Genomic DNA, 19,936 nt, shown 5'->3' on the forward strand with positions numbered 1-19,936 from the left:
ATAGGTAAGACCTATACAGGAGCCACAAGCCGATTTGCAACTGAGTGCTGTCGGCCGGAGGGACAATGCCGGTGGCCACGATCGTCTGCTTTGGCGACTCCAATACCTGGGGCTGCCCGCCTTACGCAAATATCGCGCAGACGCCCGACCGCATTCCGCATGAGCGCCGCTGGGCACAAATCATGGGGCGGGCCCTGCCGGGGCCGGTGCAGATCATCGAGGAAGGCCTGAGCGGCCGCACCACGGTGTTCGACGATCCGATCGAGGGCATCCACAAGAACGGCTCGCGGACCCTGATCCCGGTGATCGAGAGCCATGCCCCGATGGATCTGCTGATCATCATGCTGGGCACCAATGACTTCAAAGACCAGTTCTCGATCACCGCCTTCAATTCGGCGCGCGGCATGCTGACCCTCATACAGATGGTCAAGGGCCATTTCGCTCTGGTGGAGCGGGGCCCGGAGGTGTTGATCGTCACGCCGCCGGCCATCGGCGAGGCCGCCGAGCCGGCAATCTGGGGCGACGGCCATCGGCGCTGCGCCGATCACGCCCACTACCTCGGACAGGTCGCCACCCGCACCGGCTGTTTTCACTACGACGCCAACAGGGTCGTTCGGGCGGGAATCGACGGTATCCACCTCGATGAATCGGCGCATGACGTGCTCGGCATGGCGCTCGCCAGGGAGGTTGCCGCCATCCTCGCCATGCGCAACGCTCGCTAGCCCATTTACATCATACCTATGATCTAATAACGATAGGCGTGGGCGAGAATTTCCGCTTGGGAGCCGCCCGGGAAGGACGGCGCACGCACGCGCCATTCAGGGGAGGATATCGTGAGCTTCAAATTTCTGGGCGCCGCGGCGCTCGCAGCCGTCATGGCGGTGGCTGCCCCGGTCGGTGCGGCCCTCGCGCAGGACGATCAGACCATCATCATGCTGGGCGGTCCCAGTTCCGACCCGTTCTGGGGCGCGGTGCAGCAGGGCTTCAACGCCGCGGTCAAGGAACTGGGCGTCAAGGGCCAATGGACTGCTCCGGCCGACTTCAACGACATCGTGCCCGTTTATACCAAGATGTTCGAGGCGGCGATCGCCCGCCACCCGGCCGCCATCGCCGTGGGTAATTTCTTCCCCGAGCCGACCGAGCCGCTGATCAAGCAGGCCGCGGCGCAGGGCATCCCGGTGATCATCATCAATTCGGGCGGCGATCACTACAAGGACCTCGGCGCCATCGGCTTCATCGGCGAAGACAGCTACCAGATGGGCTATCAGGGCGGCGAGGTCGCCGTGAAGAACGGCGTCAAGAACGGCCTCTGCATCAATCAGATCGCTGCCAACCCGGTGCTCGAGAAGCGCTGCCAGGGCTACATCGACGCCGTCACCAAGGCCGGCGGCAAGGCCAAGATGGTCATCCTCGCCTCCGAAGACATCGGCAACAGCCAGAAGGTGCAGGCGTCGGTCAGCGCCATGCTGATGCAGGATCCGACCATTGACGGCGTCATCACGCTGGGTGTGGCGGTGGCGGTGGACGCGCTCGAATCGGTCAAGGCAGTGCGCGCCACCGGCCGTAAGGTCGACCTCGGCACCATGGATTTGGGCAACACCGTGCTCGAGGCGATCGATGCCGGCGACATGAGCTTCGCCTCCGACCAGCAGCCCTTCCTGCAGGGCTATTATGGCGTGGTCATCCCCTACATGTACAACAAGTACAAGATGGCGCCGTCGGGCATCACCTGGGTCGGCCCCTATATGGTCACCAAGGACAACGCCAAGGCGGTCCTCGAGGTGAACAAGACGCTGCCCGGCTCGCGCGGCGCCAACTGACCCTGCCTTGGGTGCGCCGTCCCGCGGTGGACGGCGCACCCATCGTTCGCCGAGCCGCTTGCAACGCGCCGGCTTTGGCTTCAGCTTTGCCTATCGGGTTCTCTTGCTATGGCTGCCATGGAAACCACTCTCGAGCCGGCTCGGCCCAGAAAGCTCGGGCTCGTTGAGCGCCTGCTCAGGGTCACGTGGCTGGGCCCCGCGATTGCGGCCATCGTCATCTACATCTTCTTCGGCATCTTTGGTGGCGCCACGGGCTTCCTGAGCGTTGCGGGCACGGCAGGCTGGCTTAACACCGCGGCCGAGCTCGGCATCATCGCGGTGCCGATCGGACTGCTGATGATTGCCGGCGAGTTCGATCTGTCGACAGGCTCGGTGGTGGGAGCCTCCGCCATCATCGTTGCGCTCGGCAGCGGCTTCTACGGTTTGCCAGTTGCCCTGACCATCGCAATGGCGCTGGCGCTCGGCCTGCTGGTCGGCGTGTTCAACGCCTTCCTTGTCAACTTCACCAAGCTGCCCAGCTTCATCGTCACGCTCGCCTCGAACTTCATTCTGGCGGGCTCGGCGCTCGGCCTGTCGCGACTGATTTCCGGCTCGAGCAATGTCTCCTACCGCGACGCCGGCTGGGCGGAGCCGCTGTTTTCGAGCAAGTGGAATTTCTTCAACGTCTCGATCCTCTGGTGGCTGTTGGCCATTCTCATCGCCGCCTGGGTGCTACGGCAGACACGGTTCGGCAACTGGATCCTCGCCACCGGCGGCAACGCCGACGCCGCTCGTCGCGCCGGCGTGCCGGTCAGCCGCGTCAAGCTCATCCTGTTCATCTGGACGGCGCTGAGCGCCTCCTTCGTCGGCATCATGTCGGCGGTGATGTACAATCAGGGCAACGCCGCGCAGGGCCAGGGCTACGTGTTCCAGACCGCCATTGCGGCGGTCATCGGCGGGGTGCTCCTGCAGGGCGGCTTCGGCACCGTCACCGGCATCGTGCTCGGCTGCATCATCTACGGCATCGTCGGCCTCGGCCTGTTCTACACCGGCTGGCCCACCGACTGGCTGCAGACCTTCATCGGCGCCTTGCTGGTGATCGCGGTGCTCACCAACAACCTCATCCGCAACGTCGCTCTCAACCGCGGCAAGAGCGCCAGATGACCGCGCCGCTAATGCAGCTCGAGGCGGTGTCGCGCAGCTTCGGCAACAACCTCGCCCTCAACCAGGTGAGCATCGACGTCTATCCGGGCGAGGTGCATTGCCTGCTCGGCGACAATGGTGCCGGCAAGTCGACGCTGATCAAGATCATGTCGGGCGTGATCACGCCGACGCTCGGCACCATTCGCTTCAATGGCGAGCCGGTGACGTTTTCCTCGCCGCGCGATGCACAGCACTACGGCATCGGCACGGTGCACCAGGACGTCGGCACGATCCCGCTGATCTCGGTGGCGCGCAACTTCTTCCTCGGCAACGAGCCGACCAAGGGTTGGGGACCGTTCCGCCGGCTCGACCACAAGACCGCCAACCGCATTGCGCTCGAACAGATCCGCTCGATGGGCATTCGGCGCGTCACCGATGCGGAGCAGTTGGTGGGCACCATGTCCGGCGGCGAGCGCCAGGCCCTCGCCATCGCCCGCGCGCTGTACTTCGGCGCCAGGCTGCTGATCCTCGACGAGCCCACCGCGGCATTGGGCGTCAAGGAGTCCAAGGTCGTCATCGATCTCATCAAGAAGGCCCGCGACGATGGCATCGCGCTGGTGTTCATCACCCACAACGCCACGCATGCGTTGTCGGTCGGCGACCGCTTCACCGTGCTGATCCAGGGCCGCAGCGCGGCGAAATTCCTGCGTGGCGAGAAGTCGCGCGAAGAAGTGCTCAATTTGATGGCGGGCGGCGAGCAGTTCGAAACGGCCGACCACGGCGACTGAGGGACGGAATGGAGATCAACTGGACATCGCGCCGCGCGCCGGCGCAGGGGTTTGTCGCGCCCGGGTTCGAGGCGGTCGCCGAGGAGTTCGAACGCAATTTCACCGAGCGCCATGATGTCGGCGCCGGCTTTGCCGCGATGCATGACGGCAGGATGGTGGTCGACCTCTGGGGCGGCGAGGCGGCAAAGAACGTGCCGTGGCGCGAGGACACGCTGCAGATCATCTATTCCGGCACCAAGGGGCTGCTGGCCGCCTGCGTGCTGAAGCTGATCGAACGAGGCGGGCTCGATCTCAACCAGAAGGTCGCGGCCTACTGGCCGGAGTTCGCCCGGAACGGCAAGGACACGGTGCGGGTGCGCCACGTGGTGTCGCATGGCGCAGGTCTCCCCGGCATCATGTCGGACCTCACTCCTGCCGACTGGGCCGACTACGAGAAGATGGAGCAGCTGCTCGCGGCGCAACCACTGGCCTCGGATCCGAATGCGTTCCACGCCTATCATGCGCTCACCATCGGTTGGATCGTCGGCGCGCTGGTGCGCCGTATCGATGGCCGTACGCTCGGCCGCTTTTTCGCCGAGGAGTTTGCCGAGCCGTTGGGGCTCGAAACGTGGATCGGCCTGCCCGAGGCATTCGAGCCGCGCGTCGGCAAGATGCGGCTGGGCGAGGGTATGGCGCCGCTGACGGCCGAACAGCTTTCCGATCCCGTGCTCAAATCCATCTGGGGCAATCCGCCCCTGTTTCCCGACGACGATATGGCCTGGAACACGCGCGCTTTGCATGCGGCGGAAATCGGCGGAGCCGGCGGCATTTCCACCGCACGCTCGATGGCGCGCTACTACGGGTGCATGGCGCTGGGCGGTACACTCGACGGCGTCACCGTGCTCGAGCCCCAAACCGTCGCACTCGGCCGCAACGAGCTTTCGCGCTTCGTGGACCCCTATATCGCCGAGGCCATGGCATTCGGCACGATCTGGGCGCTGCAGACTCCGCAAGGACGCTTCGGCCCCGCCCCCGATGCCTTCGGACACTCCGGCGCCGGCGGATCCATCCACGGCGCCTGGCCGACGGAGCGCACCGGATTCTCCTACACGATGAACGAGATGCGCGCCGACCCCGAAGACAAGCGCTCGCGCTACGTCCTCGAGCAGCTGTACCGGATCGTCTCGCGCTGATCCGGCGAACCTTATCGACGCTTGCAGAGCAGTGCCATCGCTTGGCATCTGCACCTCTCCCGAGCGCCATCTCGAGTGCTGAGCCGAACTGACGCAGGCGGCTGTCAGTCGTCATCGTCAGCGGTCATTTGCATCGAGATGGCGACCTTCCTGCCCGAGATGCAGGTAGTTGGGGTTGAACTGGGCGGTGTCCGCAAGCGCCTCGAGGTCGGGAATGGTCAGCGTCTTGTCCTTGAGCACGATCAGCCCCAGCCGCCGCAATTCCTGCAGCGTGCGATTGACATGCACCGGCGACAGTCCCGTCGCCTCCGCCAGATCCGCCTGCGTCACCGGCATCTCGCAGCTGTGGCCGCTGACCAGCCCTACCAAGCTGAGCCGCAGGAACAATTCGCAGAACAGATGCGCCATCCGTTCGGTCGCATCCCGCAGCCCCAGATTGACGGCCCATTCGCGCTGGATGGCATTGGCCACCGACTGCTCCCACCACAGCGCCTGCGCCACCCGCAGATGCGCCCCCATCAGCGTATCGAACCCCGCCCGCGAAATCTCCGACACCAGGATCGGGGTGAGCGCCCCGATCGAATGGTCCATGTGCCGCAGCACCAACACGTTGAGATCGCATACGTCTCCGGGCAGGAAGAACGCCACCACCTGCCGCCGCCCGTCCGCCAGCACTTTGTAGCGGCACGCCCAGCCCGACAGGATCACGCTGATGTGCTGCGGCCTGTCGCCCTCGCGCACCACGTCCTCGTGCGCCGCAAAGCCGCGCACCCGCTCGCTGGCCACCCGCGCAATGATTTCGCGGTCGGCTGCCGCCAGCACCACGAACCGGCCGAGCTTGTCGAGCAGCGGCGTTTCCGCCGCGCCGGAATCGCCGTGAGGCTGCAACGAAGCCACCTTAGCCTGCATTGATACGGCGACGGACATGCACCGCCAGCAAATATGACATGGTCCCGGGAAAACTCCTTGCCCACATTGTGCGGCCGGAAGGGTCTGGTCATCGAAGGCGAATATTCGCCGCCGACGACTTGGTGCGGCAGCTGGCCGGCGCCGGAGCCGCGATCGTCGGTTCTGCCTCAACGGTCGAAGCCGCGCATGCGTTGCTCGAGGACGGCGTCGATCTTGCCATCCTCGACATCAACCTCAAGGGCCGTATGAGCTTTGCGCTTGCCGACGAGCTGGCGCGGCATCCGCTTCGTCTTTGCCACCGGTTACGCCGCCGCGATGATCCCCGCCCCACACGCCAACCAGTTCGTCGCTGCTGACGAGCGGGATTAGAACGGCGATCGTATCGACGGACTCGACTCCACCTGACGCAGGCGACTGGCCGGCGTGGCTAGTAGGCGCCTTCCAGCTCGAGGTGGACCGCCGTGTCGTCCTGGTCCTGCCGAACGCCCTTGAGCGCTGCGCCGCGGAGCAGGCCGTCGGGCAGCACGTCGATGAATTCGACCTTCGCCAGCAGGTGCGGCTGCACCCAGCGCGCCGTGCGCATGTCTGCCCCGGACAGTCCCGTCGCGCGCGGGCGCTTCCGCGTCTCGATGGCGGCGAGCATGTCGGCGAGGTCGCCGCGCCGCTCGAGCGGCAGATCGGCGCGGACCGTCCCCCGATAGGTCAGCCGGCGGTTCTCGAACGTGCCCAGCAGCAGGCTGTCGATGGCGTCGCGCCGATATTCGGCCGGATTCCAGCCGATGACCACGAACTCCTGGCGGCGGAACGCTTCGATCCCGAGCCAGGCCGTCGAGCGGCCGCCGCTGTAGTAGCGCGCGGTGGGCCATTTGGCGACGATGCCGCCATAGCCGCCGGCGCGGATCGCATCGAGCACCTTCTGGCCGTTGCCGGCGACGTGCTGCGAATAGAGCAGCGGCGAGTCGGTCGGCTGCTCGGCCAGCAGCGCGGCGAGCCGGCGTTTGCGTTCGAGCTGCGGCAGCCTGCCGACGTCCTCTCCGTCCTGCTCGAGCAGGTCGAAGGCGAAGTAGACGAGCGGCCCCTTTCCTCCGAGGCTGCTCTTCAGCAGCCGGAAATCGGCGCGCCCGTCGTCGTCGAGGGCGCAGATCTCGCCGTCCAGCAGCAGCGTTCCCTTGGTCAGCGTCGCGAGGGCGGGCGCGACGTGCCCGAAGTGCTCGCTGCGGTCCCGGCCGGCCTGGTCGTAGAGCACCACCTGCTTGCCGGAAATCGCCGCCTGGCACCGGTAGCCGTCGTATTTCAGCTCGAAAAGCCAATTGTCGTCGCTCGGCACGTCGCGCTGCGGCGTGGCCAATTGCGGCGGGCGGAATGCCGGCAGCGGCAGCGCCTTCCGGCGGAGCAGCGGCTTGACGCTTGCTGACGATTTTGGCGGGGTCATCGCAGGCTCGCAACTAGATCGTTGAGACGAGCAATAGTCCCAGTGCTGGTTATTTCACAGTCTGCGTCCAAACCTGTCGTATTAATGGTGAATACTGAAAATTGACTCTGTCGGAGCCGTCTCCGGGACAGAACCGGCACCGCCATCGACCGGTGCCTTGCGATCGGCCGGCCAGAGACGTATTTGGCGTAAGACATCGGATGTCGAGCAAGGTGACGCGCGAAATGGCCCTGACCGAGAAAGCCATCTCCACCATCAAACATATGATCTCCTCGGGGGAATTGCGTCCGGGCCAGCGCCTGCCGCCCGAAAAGGAGCTGGCGGCGCTTCTGGGCCTGTCCCGCAATTCCCTGCGCGAGGCGGTGAAGGCGCTGGAGATCATCAACGTCCTCGAGGTCAGGCGCGGCGACGGCACTTTCGTCACCAGCCTGGAGCCGCGCCTTTTGCTCGAGGCGATGAGCTTTTCCACCGAGGTGCACGACGCCGAGTTCCTGCTGCAGGTCATGGGCACCCGGCGGGTGCTCGAATTCTATGCCGTGACCATGGCGGTGCCGCATATCGGCCCGGAAACCATCGCCCGGCTGCGGGCCAGCATCGCCTCGGTCGAGGATCACGAAGACGTCGATGCGCTGGTGAAGCACGACATGGAGTTCCACCAGCTGATCATTTCGTTCTGCGGCAACGACTATATGGCGTCGCTGATCGAATCGCTGTCCGGCCGCACCTTGCGGGCCCGGACCTGGCGCGGCCTGACCCAGCACGGTTCGGTGGAGCGGACCCTGTTCGAGCACGAGCAGCTTGTCGATGCGATCGCGGCGGGCGACGCGCTGCTGGCCGGAACAATCGTTTCCGCCCATATCAGCGGCGTCGAACAATGGTTGCGCCATGCCGGGCAGGAGCAAAAAACATCCGATGTCGACACGCATTCCTGATTGACCGCCCCCTCCGGACTGCGTTAATTCCTTGCGCAGACATCGGATGTCTAGCTTCGTTCTTGGATGGGAGGACTTGATGAAAAGGAATGCCCCGGCCCTGCGCGCCGGTCTGTCGCGCCGTAGTTTTCTCAAGGGCAGCACTGCACTGATGGGCGCCGGCGCCCTGGCGCCGCTGCTGGGGGCGAGCGCCGCTCAGGCGCAGCAGGCCTCCCTGCGCTGGTCGACCATCGCCTTCGGGCCCGAGGCGCTGGCGCTGTGGCAGCAGATCGCGACCCGCGCCGAAGGGTTGCACCCGGACATCAAGGCGCAGGTCGAAGGCACGCCGTTCAACGACTACTGGACGAAGCTGCAGACCCAACTCGCCAGCGGCGGCAGCGCCGACCTGCTGCAGATGCAGAGCCTGCGCTTTCCGCAATATGCCAGCCGCGGCGTGCTGAAGCCGCTCGGCAGCTACATCTCGGCCGATTCCGGCTTCGACGTGAACGACTTCTACCCGACCATCCGGCAGGCCTTCGAATATGACGGCCAGCTCCAGATCCTGCCGTTCGATATCGGCGCCTACGTCACCTACATCAACGTCGACCTGTTCAAGGAACTCGGCGTGCCGCTGCCGGATCCGGAAAAGCCGATGAGCTGGGACCAGCTGGTCGACACCGCCAAGGCGCTGACCAATCCGGACAAGGGCACCTACGGCCTCGTGCTGTCGCCCGATCTCGATTCCAGCACGCCCTGGCTGTGGTCGAACGGCGGCCTCGTCTACAGCGACGACATGAAGACGGCCAAGCTCGACAGCCCCGAAACCGTGGGCGCGGTGCAGTTCCTGTTCGACCTGCTGTTCAAGCACAAGGTCGCGCTGCCGGTGACCGATCTCTCCAATGCCAATTTCGCGCCGGAGGCGTTCGTCGGCGGCAAGGTCGGCATGTATTTCGACGGCCCCTGGCGCTTCGTGTCGATCCGCCAGAACGCCAAGTTCAACTGGGACGTGGTGCCGTTCCCGGCCGGCCAGGCCGGCAGCGTGCCGTGGGTGGCCGGCTCCGGCTGGGGCATTTCGAGCCAGAGCAGCAATCCCGACAAGGCGTGGGAATTGCTGGCCGAGCTGACCAGCACCGATTCGCTCAAGATCCTCTACGATGCCGGCCGCGTCTTCCCGGCGCGCAAATCGACCTTCGCCAAGCGCACGCAGACTGGAGACGCGCCGCAGAATGCCGGCGTCGTCGCCAAGGTGCTGAACGGCGAGATCGGTGCGGCCCGGCCGCTGATAACCCCTGCCGCCTATTCCGAGATCGTGCAGGCGGCGCGCCAGACCCTGACCCCGCTGTTTGCCGAATCCGGCGACGCGGCCGCCGCCCTCGGCGACCTGCAGGGGCAGGTCCAGTCGCTGCTCGATCGCGGCTGATCGGGTGGCCCGGACGTGACTTCCGACGCGACACCACGCCTGCCGGATACGCGCACGTCCGGGCCATCGCCCCGCTACCGCCAGCCGTTCTATCGCAGCAACGGCTTCAGCGCGGCGCTGTTCCTGCTGCCGGCGACGAGCGGCTTCCTGCTGTTCGTCTGCCTGCCGGTGCTGGCGGCCTTCGCCATCGCCTTCTTCCAATGGGACCTGGTCGGCACGCCGCAATTCATCGGGCTCAGGAATTTCGCCGCGCTGCTCAAGGACCGGGTGTTCCTCGCGGCGCTGTGGAACACCGCCTACTACACCGTCGGCGTCGTCACGCTGTCGGTGTCGCTCGGCCTCCTCGCTGCCATCCTCGTCAACCGGGCGATCCGCGGCATCGGCATCGCCCGCGTGCTGCTGGCCATGCCCTACGTCACCGTCACCGTGGCGATGGCCATCGTCTGGCGCTGGATCTACCAGCCCGAAATCGGACTGATGAATGCGCTGCTGGGCGTCTTCGGCATCCCCGGCCCCAACTGGCTGAGCAGCCGCGTCTGGGCCATGCCCGCCCTGATCCTGATGGGGGTGTGGAAGTCCTTCGGCTACAACATGATCCTGTTCATCGCCGGCCTGCAGGCGGTGCCGGCCTCGGTGTACGAGGCAGCGGCGATCGACGGCGCGACGGGCTACAAGCGCTTCGTTCACGTGACGCTGCCGCTGCTCTCGCCGGTGCTGTTCTTCATCACCGTGATTTCCATCATCTCCTCCTTCGAGGTGTTCGACTCGGCACTGGTGATGACCGGCGGCGGGCCGGGCACGGCGACGACGACGCTGGTGCTCTACATCTACGAGGCCGGCTTCGAATCCTTCCACTTCGGCTACGCTTCGGCGATTGCGCTGTCGCTGTTCGCCGTGGTGCTGGTGGTGACGCTGGCGCAGCTTGCGGTGCAGCGCCGGTGGGTGAGCTATGACTGACGCCACGCTGGCCGGACACGTCCGCCCGGGTCGGGGCGTTTCGCGCTATCGCGAGCGGCAGGCCATCCTCGGCGCGCTCGGCGCCTTCGTCATTGCGCTCTTGGTCTTTTTCGCCCTCGTGCCGGTGGTGTGGATGGTGCTGTCGGCGTTCAAGTCGAACGCCGAAATCCTCAGCCCCGACCGCACGCTGCTGCCGCGGCAGTGGACGCTCGACGGCTTTGCGGCGCTGTTCGAATACAGCGCCATCGGCCGCTATCTCCTCAACAGCCTGGTGGTGGCCGGCGGCATCGCGCTGATCCAGACCGTCACCGCGTCGCTGGCCGCCTATGCCTTCGCCCGCATCCCGTTCCGCGGCTCGAACGTGCTGTTCGCCATCTTCCTGATGACGCTGATGGTGCCGCCGCAGGTGACGCTGATCCCGCAATTCATCATTGCCAGCCGGCTCGGCTGGGTCGACACCTATCACGGCATGATCATCCCGCAGGCGTTCACCGCCTTCGGCATCTTCCTGCTGCGGCAGTTCTTCCTCGGCATCCCGCGGGAGCTCGAGGAGGCGGCGCGCGTCGACGGCGCGAGCCGCCTGCGGGTGTTCCTGTCGATCATCGTGCCGCTCTCCGGCCCGGCGATCGCCACGCTGCTGCTGTTCGCCTTCCTCGCGCACTGGAACGCGCTGCTGTGGCCGCTGGTGATGTCGACCACCGACGCGACGCGCACGGTGGTGCTGGGGCTGCGCGAGTTCCAGGGGCAGTACTTCACCAATTGGGACGCGCTGATGGCCGGCTCCATCGTGGCGACGCTGCCCACCATCGCGGTGTATCTGCTGGCGCAACGCTGGTTTATCCGCGGCGTGATCCTTTCGTCCGGTTTTGGAGGGCGCTGAGCCATGCGACCGAACATCATCCAGATCGTCGCCGACGACCTCGGCTTCGGCGACCTCGGTTTCTTCAACGGCGGGCAGACGCAGACGCCCAACATCGACGCCCTGTTCGCGACCGGGGCCCGTTTCGAGCCGGCCTATTCGGCCTCGCCGGTCTGCGCGCCGGCGCGGGCGGCGCTGCTCACCGGGCGCTATCCGCACCGGACCGGCGGCATCGACACGCTCGAGGGGCGCGGGCTCGACCGGCTGTCGGTGGAGGAGCGCACCCTCGCCGATGCGCTCCAGGCCGGCGGCTATCGCACCGGCCTCGTCGGCAAGTGGCACAATGGCGCGCTCGATCCGGCCTATCACCCCAACCGGCGCGGCTTCGACAGCTTCGTCGGCTTCCGCGGCGGCTGGATGGACTATTACGACTGGCGCATCTTCCGCAACGACGAGGTGGTCGAATCGGACGGGCGCTACCTCACCGACGTATGGGGCGAGGAGGCGGTGCGCTTCATCGCCGCGGCGGGCGACAGTCCGTACTACCTGCTGCTCACCTTCAATGCGCCGCATTATCCGCTGCAGGCGCCCGCGGCCGATGTGGAACGCTATCGCAGCACGCTCGGCGTCACCACCGAAGTTGCGACCATCTACGCCATGGTCGAGGCGATGGACCGCGCCATCGGCCGGGTGCGCGAGGCGGTGGCGGCGAGCGGCCGCGGCGACGACACCATCATCGTGTTCACCAGCGACAACGGGCCGGACCTGTCGGGCGCCTGCGCCCGGCCCAACCGCGACCTGCGCGGTCGCAAGGGGCTGGCCTATGAGGGCGGCATCCGCGTGCCGTTCGTTTTGAACTGGCCGGCGCGTGTGCCCGAGGGCCGCGACATCGAGCGGCTGCTGCATTTCGTCGACGTGGCGCCGACGCTGCTCGCCGCCGCGGGCGTCGCGCCGCACCCCCAAGCCAGGCCGTTCGACGGGCAGTCGCTGCTCGCGGCGCTGGGCGACGGCGCGGCGGCGGCCGCGCCGCGCTTCTGGCAGTGGAACCGCTATACGCCGGTGGCCCGCTGCAACGCCGCGGTGCGCGAGGGCGAGTGGAAGCTGGTGTTTCCGCCGATCCCCGCGGCGATGCGGGTGACGCCCGAGGATCTGCGGGTCGACGAGGAGCTCAAATACCACCCCGAGCGCCACCCCGACATCAGTCGCGGCGAGCCGCCGCGGCAGGTGCCGCCGCCGGCGCCGCCCGAGCTCTACCGCATCGCGGCCGACCCGGGCGAGCAGCACGATTGCGCCGCCGCGGACCCGGAGCGGACGGCGCGCCTGCAGCGGATGCTGGACGACTGGTTCGCCGAGGTCGACGCCGAGCGCCGGTCGCGCTCCGACACCACCCTTTAGCTCCGCCTGGCCGCGGCCGGGCCCGACCCGTCTTTTGGATGACGCATGCGTATTACCAGCCTCAAGACCCATGATCTGCGGTTCCCGACCTCGAGCGCGCTCGACGGCTCGGACGCGATGAATCCGGACCCCGATTATTCGGCGGCCTATGTGGTGCTCGGCACCGACGGCCCCCATGCGGGGCACGGCTTCAGCTTCACCATCGGCCGCGGCAACGACATCGTGTGCATGGCCATCGCCGCGTTGGCCGAGCGCGTGGTGGGCCTCGATCTCGACTGGATCGCCGCCGAGCCGGGGCGCTTCTGGCGGCACATGACCGCCGACAGCCAGTTGCGCTGGATCGGCCCCGACAAGGGCGCGATGCATCTCGCCACCGCTGCGGTGGTCAATGCGGTGTGGGATCTGCTCGGCAAGCGCGCCGGCAAGCCGGTGTGGCGGCTGGTGGCCGACATGTCGCCCGAGGAGCTCGTCGCCTGCATCGACTTCCGCTACCTCACCGACGTGGTGACGCCCGCCGAGGCGCTGGCGCTGTTCCGGCGCGCCGCGGCGGGCAAGGCCGAACGGCTGGCGCGGCTCGAGGCCGAGGGCTATCCCTGCTACACCACCTCGGCGGGATGGCTCGGCTATTCCAACGAGAAGCTGACGCGGCTGGCGGAGGCGGCGGTGGCCGCCGGCTTCACCCACATCAAGATGAAGGTCGGCCGCGACCTCGACGACGACATCCGCCGCCTCGGCATCGTGCGCGAGATCATCGGTCCCGACCGCTATCTGATGCTTGACGCCAACCAGGTGTGGGAGGTGGACGAGGCCATCGCCTGGGTCAATGCGCTCAAGCGGTTCGACCCGTATTTCATCGAGGAGCCGACCAGCCCCGACGACGTCGAGGGGCACCGCAAGATCCGCGCCGCCGTCGCCCCGGTGCGCGTCGCCACCGGCGAGATGTGCCAGAATAGAATATTGTTCAAGCAGTTCATCGAGCGTGGCGCCATCGACGTGGTGCAGATCGACGCCTGCCGGCTGGGCGGCGTCAACGAGGTGCTGGCGGTGCTGCTGCTGGCGGCCAAATTCGGCCTGCCGGTGTGGCCGCATGCCGGCGGCGTGGGATTGTGCGAATATGTGCAGCACCTGGCGATGATCGACTACCTCGTGGTGTCGGGCAGCATGGCCGACCGGCGCATCGAATATGTCGATCATCTGCACCAGCATTTCCTCGACCCCTGCGTGATCCGCAACGCCGCCTACATGCCGCCGCAGCGGCCCGGCTATTCGGCCGAGATGCGGCCCGAGACGCTGCGCGATTTCGACGTGACGCCACGCTGAGGGCGTGCGCGAAGGCTCCACGCGCCGGAGCGCTGGAGGGCTGTTCTGCCGCGGCGCAAAGCGGTGCCGCGGGCGGAGTGCGCCGGGCGCCTCCGGAAGGTTGGACTGAGTGCGAGGCACCCAGCGCAGGCTCCGCGGCGGGGTTTTGGGAACAGTCGGGCGGGAGGGCGCCTTGAGACGCCCCGCGACCCGAATGCTGGACCCGGGACAGCGCGACCGCCGTCCCGCCCGCCCCGTCCACCCGACTCCTCGTCAGAGCCCCGCGGCTATGCGGTGGACGGTGCGCGCAGTATATGCCGGCGCCGGAGGACGGGGATCGACGATCGCAAAGCGGGCCGCAAGCGCCTGCCCGGCCTCGGCTTTCGCCGGGGACAGGCGTGCCGCGCGGTACGCCGGATTATTTGAGGAACAGCTCGATCACCGGCACGACGACGTCCGGCCGGCGCACCGGCAGCTCCAGCGTCACCGTGCCTTCGGGGACGTTGACCGCGGTGAGGTGGTTGAGCGGATCGAAACGGGGTTCCAGAACCTGCACCTCGCTGGCGTCGTGCAGGAACTGCGCATAGGCGATCCTGCCGGCCATGCCGTCGAAATGGATGTGGCGGAACGGCCAGTTGACGATGTGCAGGTAGAGGCGCTTGCCGTTCTGCGTCAGCCGGCAATCGCGCGGCGCCGCGAACTCCGCTGCGGTGCAGCCATAGATGCTGCGGGCGTTGAGCGCCATCCAGCGGCCATAGGCGGCGAGGGCGTCGACGGCGCGCTGGTCGAGCGTGCCGCGCGCCGTGGGGCCGACATTCATCAGCAGATTGCCGCCCATGGCGACGCTGTCGATGAGGATCTGCACGAGCTGCTCGGGGCTCTTCCAGGTGGTCTCGTCGCGGTGGTAGCCCCACGAGCCCGAGAAGGTGTGGCAGACCTCCCACGTCGCCTTCTGCCCCTTCACCATCGGCCATTGGCGCGGCGTGTACTGCTCGGGCGTGGTGACGTCGGGCATGGCGTCGGCGATGTCGAGGACGTCCAGCCGGTTGTTGACGATGATGTCGGGCTGCAGCCGCCGCACCAGCTGCAGCAGCTCGGCGCTCTGCCAGTCGTGCCGGGTCTTGCCGGGCATGCCCTTGTAGTCGCGGCCGGGGTAGCTGAAGTCGAACCAGATGATGTCGATCTTGCCGTAATTGCTGAGCAGCTCGGTGACCTGCTCGCGCATGTAGGCGGCGTAGCGCGTCATGTCGCGGCCGGCATTGAAGCTCGCCGTGTCGGGCAGGTTGCGCTGCGGGTGGAAGATGTCGGTCGGGAAATCCGGGTGGTGCCAGTCGAGCAGCGAATAGTAGAAGCCGACCTTCAGTCCCTCGGCCCGGCAGGCCTCGACATAGTCGGCGACGAGGTCGCGCCCGCACGGGGTGTTGGTCACCTTGTAGTCGGTGACCTTGCTGTCCCACAGGCAGAAGCCTTCGTGGTGCTTGGCGGTGAGCACCACGTATTTCATCCCGGCCTCGCGCGCCATGCGGGCCCACGCCTTCGGATCGTAGAGGTCGGGGTCGAAATGCTCGAAATATCTCTGGTAGGCGGCGTCGGGGATTTCCTCGCGGCTCTTCACCCATTCGTGCCGCGCCGCGAGCGAATACAGCCCCCAATGGATGAACATGCCGAAGCGGTCGTGGATGAACCAGGCCTTCTTGTCCTCGGACAGGAACAGTTCGGACGGCAGGCGGGCCTCGGTTGCGGACATGTGGCGTGATCTCCCTGGCGCACGGAACAGGCGGAGCTCCTGCCGGCCCGCTATCAATGGGCGAGCCTTGGTCATGCTGTCAAGTGTCCTGACCACCTGACAAAGGACTCGTCTTGTCCGGTCGGCTGCGCTATCCAGCCCGGAGGGAAGGTGGGAATGCAGCTTCAGGTCGTCGCCAGCAGAAAGCTCTATGTGCAGATCGCCGATCAGATCCGGGGGCTGGTCGCCGCCGGCACGCTGAAGCCGGGCGACCAATTGCCGCCCGAGCGCGAGCTTTCCGAGCAGCTCGGAGTGAGCCGGCCGACGGTGCGCGAGGCGCTGATCGCGCTCGAAGTGGCCGGCATCATCGAGCTCAGGATGGGCGTGGGCGCCTTCGTGCGGCACGAGCCGGCGGCCGCCGCCAGCGTGCCGGCCAACAACCATTCGCCGCTCGAGATCATCGATGCGCGCATGCTGATCGAGCCGCATGTGGCGGGCCTTGCGGCGGAGGGCGCGACGCCTGAGGCCATCGGCCGGTTGAACCGGATCGTCGCGGCGATGCGGGCCGACACCGAGCAGGGCCGCTGGTCGGAGGCGGCCGACGAGCAATTGCACCTGACCATCGCCGGGCAATGCGGCAACCAGACGATGCGCGAGCTTCTGGCGAGCCTGTGGATGGCGCGCTCGGAAGGGCTCGACACCCGCCTGCACCAGCATCTCGCGAGCCTCGACGCGCTGCGCTGGAAGATCCTCGCCGACCACACCGCGATCGTCGCCGCGGTGGAACGGCACGATCCGCCGGCGGCGCGCGCCGCCATGGCGCAGCACCTCGATTATGTGCGCCAGGCGATGCTGCAGGCCTGGGACTGAGCGCCGGCCTCGCAGCCAGGGACACAGTCACGACATCAGGGTGAAATTGCCGCGCATGCGTGCCACACTGGCCGCGATGCGGGAGGCGGCGACGCCTTCCTGCGAGGACGTTCGAGGAGGCCGGCGCATGGCTGACGGCAAGCCGCACTACAAGACCTATACCCAGCCGGCGGGCGGCTGGGGCGCCGCGGCGGCCACGGCCAAGGTGCTGCTGGAGCAGAGCGTGGTGACCAAGGGCTCGCGCGCGCTGCTGTCGATGAACCAGCCGGGCGGCTTCAAATGCCCGAGCTGCGCCTTTCCCGACCCCGACCACCGCAAGACGCTGGAATTCTGCGAGAACGGCGTCAAGGCGCTGGCGCACGAGGCGACGCGCTCGCGCGTGACGCGCGATTTCTTCGCCGAGCACAGCGTCGCCGAGCTGCTCGAGCAATCGGATTACTGGCTCGAAATGCAGGGCCGGCTGACCGAGCCGATGCGCTACGACGCGGCGACCGACCACTACGTGCCGTGCAGCTGGGACGATGCCTTCGCGCTGATCGGCCGGCATCTGCGCGCGCTCGCCAGCCCGCATGAAGCGGAGTTCTACACCTCGGGCCGCACCCCCAACGAGGCGGCGTTCCTCTATGCGATCTTCGTGCGCGAATTCGGCACCAACAATTTCCCCGATTGCTCCAACATGTGCCACGAGCCGACGAGCCGCGGCCTGCCCTCGTCCATCGGCGTCGGCAAGGGCACGGTGGTGCTGGAGGATTTCGCCCAGGCCGAGGCCATCTTCGTCATCGGCCAGAACACCGGCACCAATTCGCCGCGGATGATGACCAATCTGGTCGAGGCGCGCAAACGCGGCGTGCCCATCGTCGCCGTCAATCCCATGCCGGAGCGGGCGCTGATCCGCTTCACCGAGCCGCAGGACGTGGTGCAGATGGCGACCTTCGGCTCGACCCCGATCGCCAGCGAGTTCGTACATATCCGCATCGGCGGCGACCTGGCCCTGCTCAAGGGCATGATGAAGGTGATGTTCGAGCGCGAGGCGGCGGGCGAGGCGATCCTCGACCGCGACTTCATCGCCGCGCATACGAGCGGCGTCGAGGCGCTGCGCGACGACGTGCTGGGCGAGGACTGGGCCGAGATCGTCGAGGTCTCGGGCATCAGCGAGGAGCAGATCCGGCGCTGCGCCGAAATCTACATCCGCTCCGGCGCCACCATCATCTGCTACGGCATGGGCATCACCCAGCACCAGCAGGGCTCGCGCCTCGTGCAGCAGGTGGCCAATCTGCTGCTGCTGCGCGGCAATTTCGGCAAGCCCGGCGCCGGCATCTCGCCGATCCGCGGCCATTCCAACGTGCAGGGCGACCGCACCGTGGGCATCGACGAAAAGCCGACGCCGGCCTATCTCGACCGTGTGCGCGAGGTGTTCGGCTTCGAGCCGCCGCGCCGGCACGGCCACCACACGGTGGAATCCGTCGAGGCGATGAAGGCCGGCACCGCGAAAGTGTTCATCGGGCTGGGCGGCAATTTCGTGCGCGCCGTGCCCGACACCGAGCAGGCCTATGCCGCGATGCGGCGGCTCGAGCTCACCGTGGGCATCGCCACCAAGCTCAATCGCGGCCATCTGGTGCACGGCAAAGACGCGCTGATCCTGCCGGTGGTGGCGCGCTCCGAGCACATTCGCACCCGGGCCGGCGAGCAGTTCGTCACCATCGAGGATTCGATGTCGAACGTCACCGCCTCGCGCGGCGTGCTCGAGCCGGTGAGCGGCGACCTGCTGCCGGAGGTCGAGATCGTCTGCCGCATGGCGATGGCGGCGCTGCCCGCCAGCAGGGTGGACTGGGCGAGCTATATCGACGATTACGGCCGCATCCGCGACAAGATCGCCGAAACCTATCCCGAGCTCTATGCCGGCTTCGCCGAACGCATCACGGCGCCGCACGGCTTCCATCTCGACATTCCGCCGCGCCGGCGCGTATGGCCGACGCCCGACGGCAAGGCCAATTTCCTGGTCTTCGCCGGGCTGCACCCCAATACGCCGGTCGACGACCCGGCGATGCTGCGCCTCGCCACGGTGCGCTCGCACGACCAGTTCAACACCACCATCTACAGCAATTCCGACCGCTATCGCGGCGTCTACAACGACCGCATGGTGCTGTTCATGAACGAGGCCGACCGGCTGGCGCGCGGGCTCGAAGCGGGGACGCGCGTGACGCTCGAAACCATCAGCGACGACGGCGTGCAGCGCCGCGTCGCGGGCCTCACCATCCTCGATTATCCGATGCCGCGCGGCGCCGTGGCCGGCTATTATCCCGAGCTCAACCCGCTGCTGCCGCTCGACTATTACGACCGCATCAGCGGCACGCCGGCGGCGAAATCGGTGCCGGTGCGCGTCGTGCCCAATGCGGCGGCATAGGCGGGCGGGCGATGAACGCGCACCAACCGGCCCCGCGCCTCGATCCGCGGCAGGCGGCGACCATCGAGGTCCGCCGGCTGGGGCTGGCCGATGCGGGCGATGCGCGCCTCGCCCGCAGCGTGCCGATCGAGGCGCCGGTGGCGATAGAGATCTGCGGCATCGGCTATGCGGTGATGATGGCGACGCCGTTCGATCTCACCGACTATGCCATCGGCTTTGCGCTGAGCGAGGGCCTGATCGGCGACAAGAACGAGATTCTCGATCTGGCGGCGCACGAGGTCGAGGGCGGCTGGATCGTGCGCCTGAACCTGCCGCCCGCGGGCGCCGGCCGGGCGCGGGAGCGGGCGCGGCGGCGCGTCACCGAGAGCAGTTGCGGCCTCTGCGGCATCGACAATATCGCCCAGGTGCTGCGGCCGCTGCCGCCGGTCGCCGCGCGGCTTTCGGTCGGGCGCGAGGCGATCTCGCGGGCTCTCGCCGAGCTCGCCGCGCACCAGCCGCTCGGCCGCGCCACCGGCGCGGTGCACGCGGCCGCCTTCTGCACGCCCGACGGCAGGATCGTGCTGGCGCGCGAGGATGTCGGCCGGCACAATGCGCTCGACAAGCTGATCGGCGCTCTGGCGCGCGCCGGGCTGGACCCGGCCACGGGCTTCGTGCTGCTCTCGGCCCGCTGCAGCTACGAATTGGTGGAAAAGACCGTGCGCGCCGGCTGCCCCGTGCTGGTGACGATTTCCGCGCCCACGACGCTCGCCGTCGAGCGCGCCGCGCAGGCCGGCCTGACGCTCCTCGCGCTGGCGCGTCCGGATTCGGTGCTGATGGTCAGCGATCCCGAGGGCTGACGGCGCGGCGCTGGCC

General features: G+C 67.3%; 18 protein-coding genes. 15 read left to right on the top strand and 3 right to left on the bottom strand.

The genetic code is table 11. The features are described 5' to 3' along the window. Positions 1–65: 65 nt before the first annotated feature. The 5 genes from BGO82_RS19660 (at position 66) to BGO82_RS19680 (ending at position 4,902) form a co-directional block, all read left to right on the top strand. Positions 66–722 carry a GDSL-type esterase/lipase family protein gene (locus BGO82_RS19660; RefSeq protein WP_291307321.1) on the top strand — a complete coding sequence of 219 codons (657 nt, stop codon included), beginning with the start codon at positions 66–68 and terminating at the stop codon, positions 720–722. 111 nt (positions 723–833) lie between these two features. Beyond that, positions 834–1,820 carry a substrate-binding domain-containing protein gene (locus tag BGO82_RS19665; RefSeq protein WP_291307322.1) on the top strand — a complete coding sequence of 329 codons (987 nt, stop codon included), beginning with the start codon at positions 834–836 and terminating at the stop codon, positions 1,818–1,820. 117 nt (positions 1,821–1,937) lie between these two features. Then, positions 1,938–2,963, top strand: a complete 1,026-nt coding sequence (locus tag BGO82_RS19670; protein WP_291307323.1) for an ABC transporter permease — start codon at positions 1,938–1,940, stop codon at positions 2,961–2,963. Beyond that, entirely contained in the window at positions 2,960–3,730 is a 771-nt protein-coding gene (locus tag BGO82_RS19675; protein ID WP_291307324.1) for an ATP-binding cassette domain-containing protein, read from the top strand. The genes BGO82_RS19670 and BGO82_RS19675 overlap by 4 nt, the downstream gene beginning before the upstream one ends. A gap of 8 nt (positions 3,731–3,738) precedes the next feature. Then, positions 3,739–4,902, top strand: coding sequence for a serine hydrolase domain-containing protein (locus tag BGO82_RS19680; RefSeq protein ID WP_291307325.1), 1,164 nt, complete (start codon positions 3,739–3,741; stop codon positions 4,900–4,902). A 117-nt stretch (positions 4,903–5,019) separates the two neighbouring features. Here the strand turns inward: BGO82_RS19680 and BGO82_RS19685 are convergent, their stop codons facing one another. Then, the gene (locus BGO82_RS19685) at positions 5,020–5,799 is read right to left on the bottom strand and encodes a Crp/Fnr family transcriptional regulator (protein WP_291307326.1); all 780 of its coding nucleotides are present in this window, start codon (positions 5,797–5,799) and stop codon (positions 5,020–5,022) included. A 50-nt stretch (positions 5,800–5,849) separates the two neighbouring features. Here BGO82_RS19685 and BGO82_RS19690 point away from each other — a divergent pair, with 50 nt between their 5' ends. Then, positions 5,850–6,167, top strand: a complete 318-nt coding sequence (locus tag BGO82_RS19690; RefSeq protein ID WP_291307327.1) for a hypothetical protein — start codon at positions 5,850–5,852, stop codon at positions 6,165–6,167. A gap of 71 nt (positions 6,168–6,238) precedes the next feature. Here the strand turns inward: BGO82_RS19690 and ligD are convergent, their stop codons facing one another. Continuing rightward, the gene (gene ligD, locus BGO82_RS19695; protein WP_291307328.1) at positions 6,239–7,243 is read right to left on the bottom strand and encodes a non-homologous end-joining DNA ligase; all 1,005 of its coding nucleotides are present in this window, start codon (positions 7,241–7,243) and stop codon (positions 6,239–6,241) included. A gap of 224 nt (positions 7,244–7,467) precedes the next feature. Here ligD and BGO82_RS19700 point away from each other — a divergent pair, with 224 nt between their 5' ends. The 6 genes from BGO82_RS19700 (at position 7,468) to BGO82_RS19725 (ending at position 14,105) form a co-directional block, all read left to right on the top strand. Continuing rightward, on the top strand, positions 7,468–8,175 hold the full coding sequence (locus tag BGO82_RS19700) for a FadR/GntR family transcriptional regulator (protein WP_291307329.1): 708 nt from the start codon (positions 7,468–7,470) through the stop codon (positions 8,173–8,175). Positions 8,176–8,254: 79 nt separating this feature from the next. Beyond that, positions 8,255–9,574 carry an extracellular solute-binding protein gene (locus tag BGO82_RS19705; protein WP_291307330.1) on the top strand — a complete coding sequence of 440 codons (1,320 nt, stop codon included), beginning with the start codon at positions 8,255–8,257 and terminating at the stop codon, positions 9,572–9,574. 15 nt (positions 9,575–9,589) lie between these two features. Then, on the top strand, positions 9,590–10,531 hold the full coding sequence (locus tag BGO82_RS19710) for a sugar ABC transporter permease (protein ID WP_291307331.1): 942 nt from the start codon (positions 9,590–9,592) through the stop codon (positions 10,529–10,531). After that, positions 10,524–11,411, top strand: a complete 888-nt coding sequence (locus tag BGO82_RS19715) for a carbohydrate ABC transporter permease (RefSeq protein WP_291307332.1) — start codon at positions 10,524–10,526, stop codon at positions 11,409–11,411. Before BGO82_RS19710 ends, BGO82_RS19715 begins: the two co-directional genes overlap by 8 nt. Before the next feature lie 3 nt (positions 11,412–11,414). Then, entirely contained in the window at positions 11,415–12,785 is a 1,371-nt protein-coding gene (locus BGO82_RS19720; RefSeq protein ID WP_291307333.1) for a sulfatase-like hydrolase/transferase, read from the top strand. 45 nt (positions 12,786–12,830) lie between these two features. Next, positions 12,831–14,105: an L-fuconate dehydratase gene (locus tag BGO82_RS19725; protein WP_291307334.1), complete on the top strand. Its 1,275-nt coding sequence runs from the start codon at positions 12,831–12,833 to the stop codon at positions 14,103–14,105. Positions 14,106–14,502: 397 nt separating this feature from the next. Here the strand turns inward: BGO82_RS19725 and BGO82_RS19730 are convergent, their stop codons facing one another. After that, positions 14,503–15,831 carry an alpha-L-fucosidase gene (locus tag BGO82_RS19730; protein WP_291307335.1) on the bottom strand — a complete coding sequence of 443 codons (1,329 nt, stop codon included), beginning with the start codon at positions 15,829–15,831 and terminating at the stop codon, positions 14,503–14,505. 156 nt (positions 15,832–15,987) lie between these two features. On the opposite strand from BGO82_RS19730, the gene BGO82_RS19735 reads away from it, so the two are divergent. The 3 genes from BGO82_RS19735 to fdhD all read left to right on the top strand — a co-directional run bounded on the left by BGO82_RS19735 (position 15,988) and on the right by fdhD (position 19,920). Continuing rightward, positions 15,988–16,680: a FadR/GntR family transcriptional regulator gene (locus BGO82_RS19735; protein WP_291307336.1), complete on the top strand. Its 693-nt coding sequence runs from the start codon at positions 15,988–15,990 to the stop codon at positions 16,678–16,680. Between the two features lie 127 nt (positions 16,681–16,807). Further along, on the top strand, positions 16,808–19,084 hold the full coding sequence (locus BGO82_RS19740; RefSeq protein WP_291307337.1) for an FdhF/YdeP family oxidoreductase: 2,277 nt from the start codon (positions 16,808–16,810) through the stop codon (positions 19,082–19,084). Between the two features lie 11 nt (positions 19,085–19,095). Further along, the gene (gene fdhD, locus BGO82_RS19745) at positions 19,096–19,920 is read left to right on the top strand and encodes a formate dehydrogenase accessory sulfurtransferase FdhD (protein WP_291307338.1); all 825 of its coding nucleotides are present in this window, start codon (positions 19,096–19,098) and stop codon (positions 19,918–19,920) included. The last annotated feature ends 16 nt before the right edge of the window (positions 19,921–19,936 follow it).

The organism is Devosia sp. 67-54, assembly GCF_001899075.1.
In the GTDB taxonomy this organism is placed as follows: Bacteria; Pseudomonadota; Alphaproteobacteria; order Rhizobiales; family Devosiaceae; genus Devosia_A.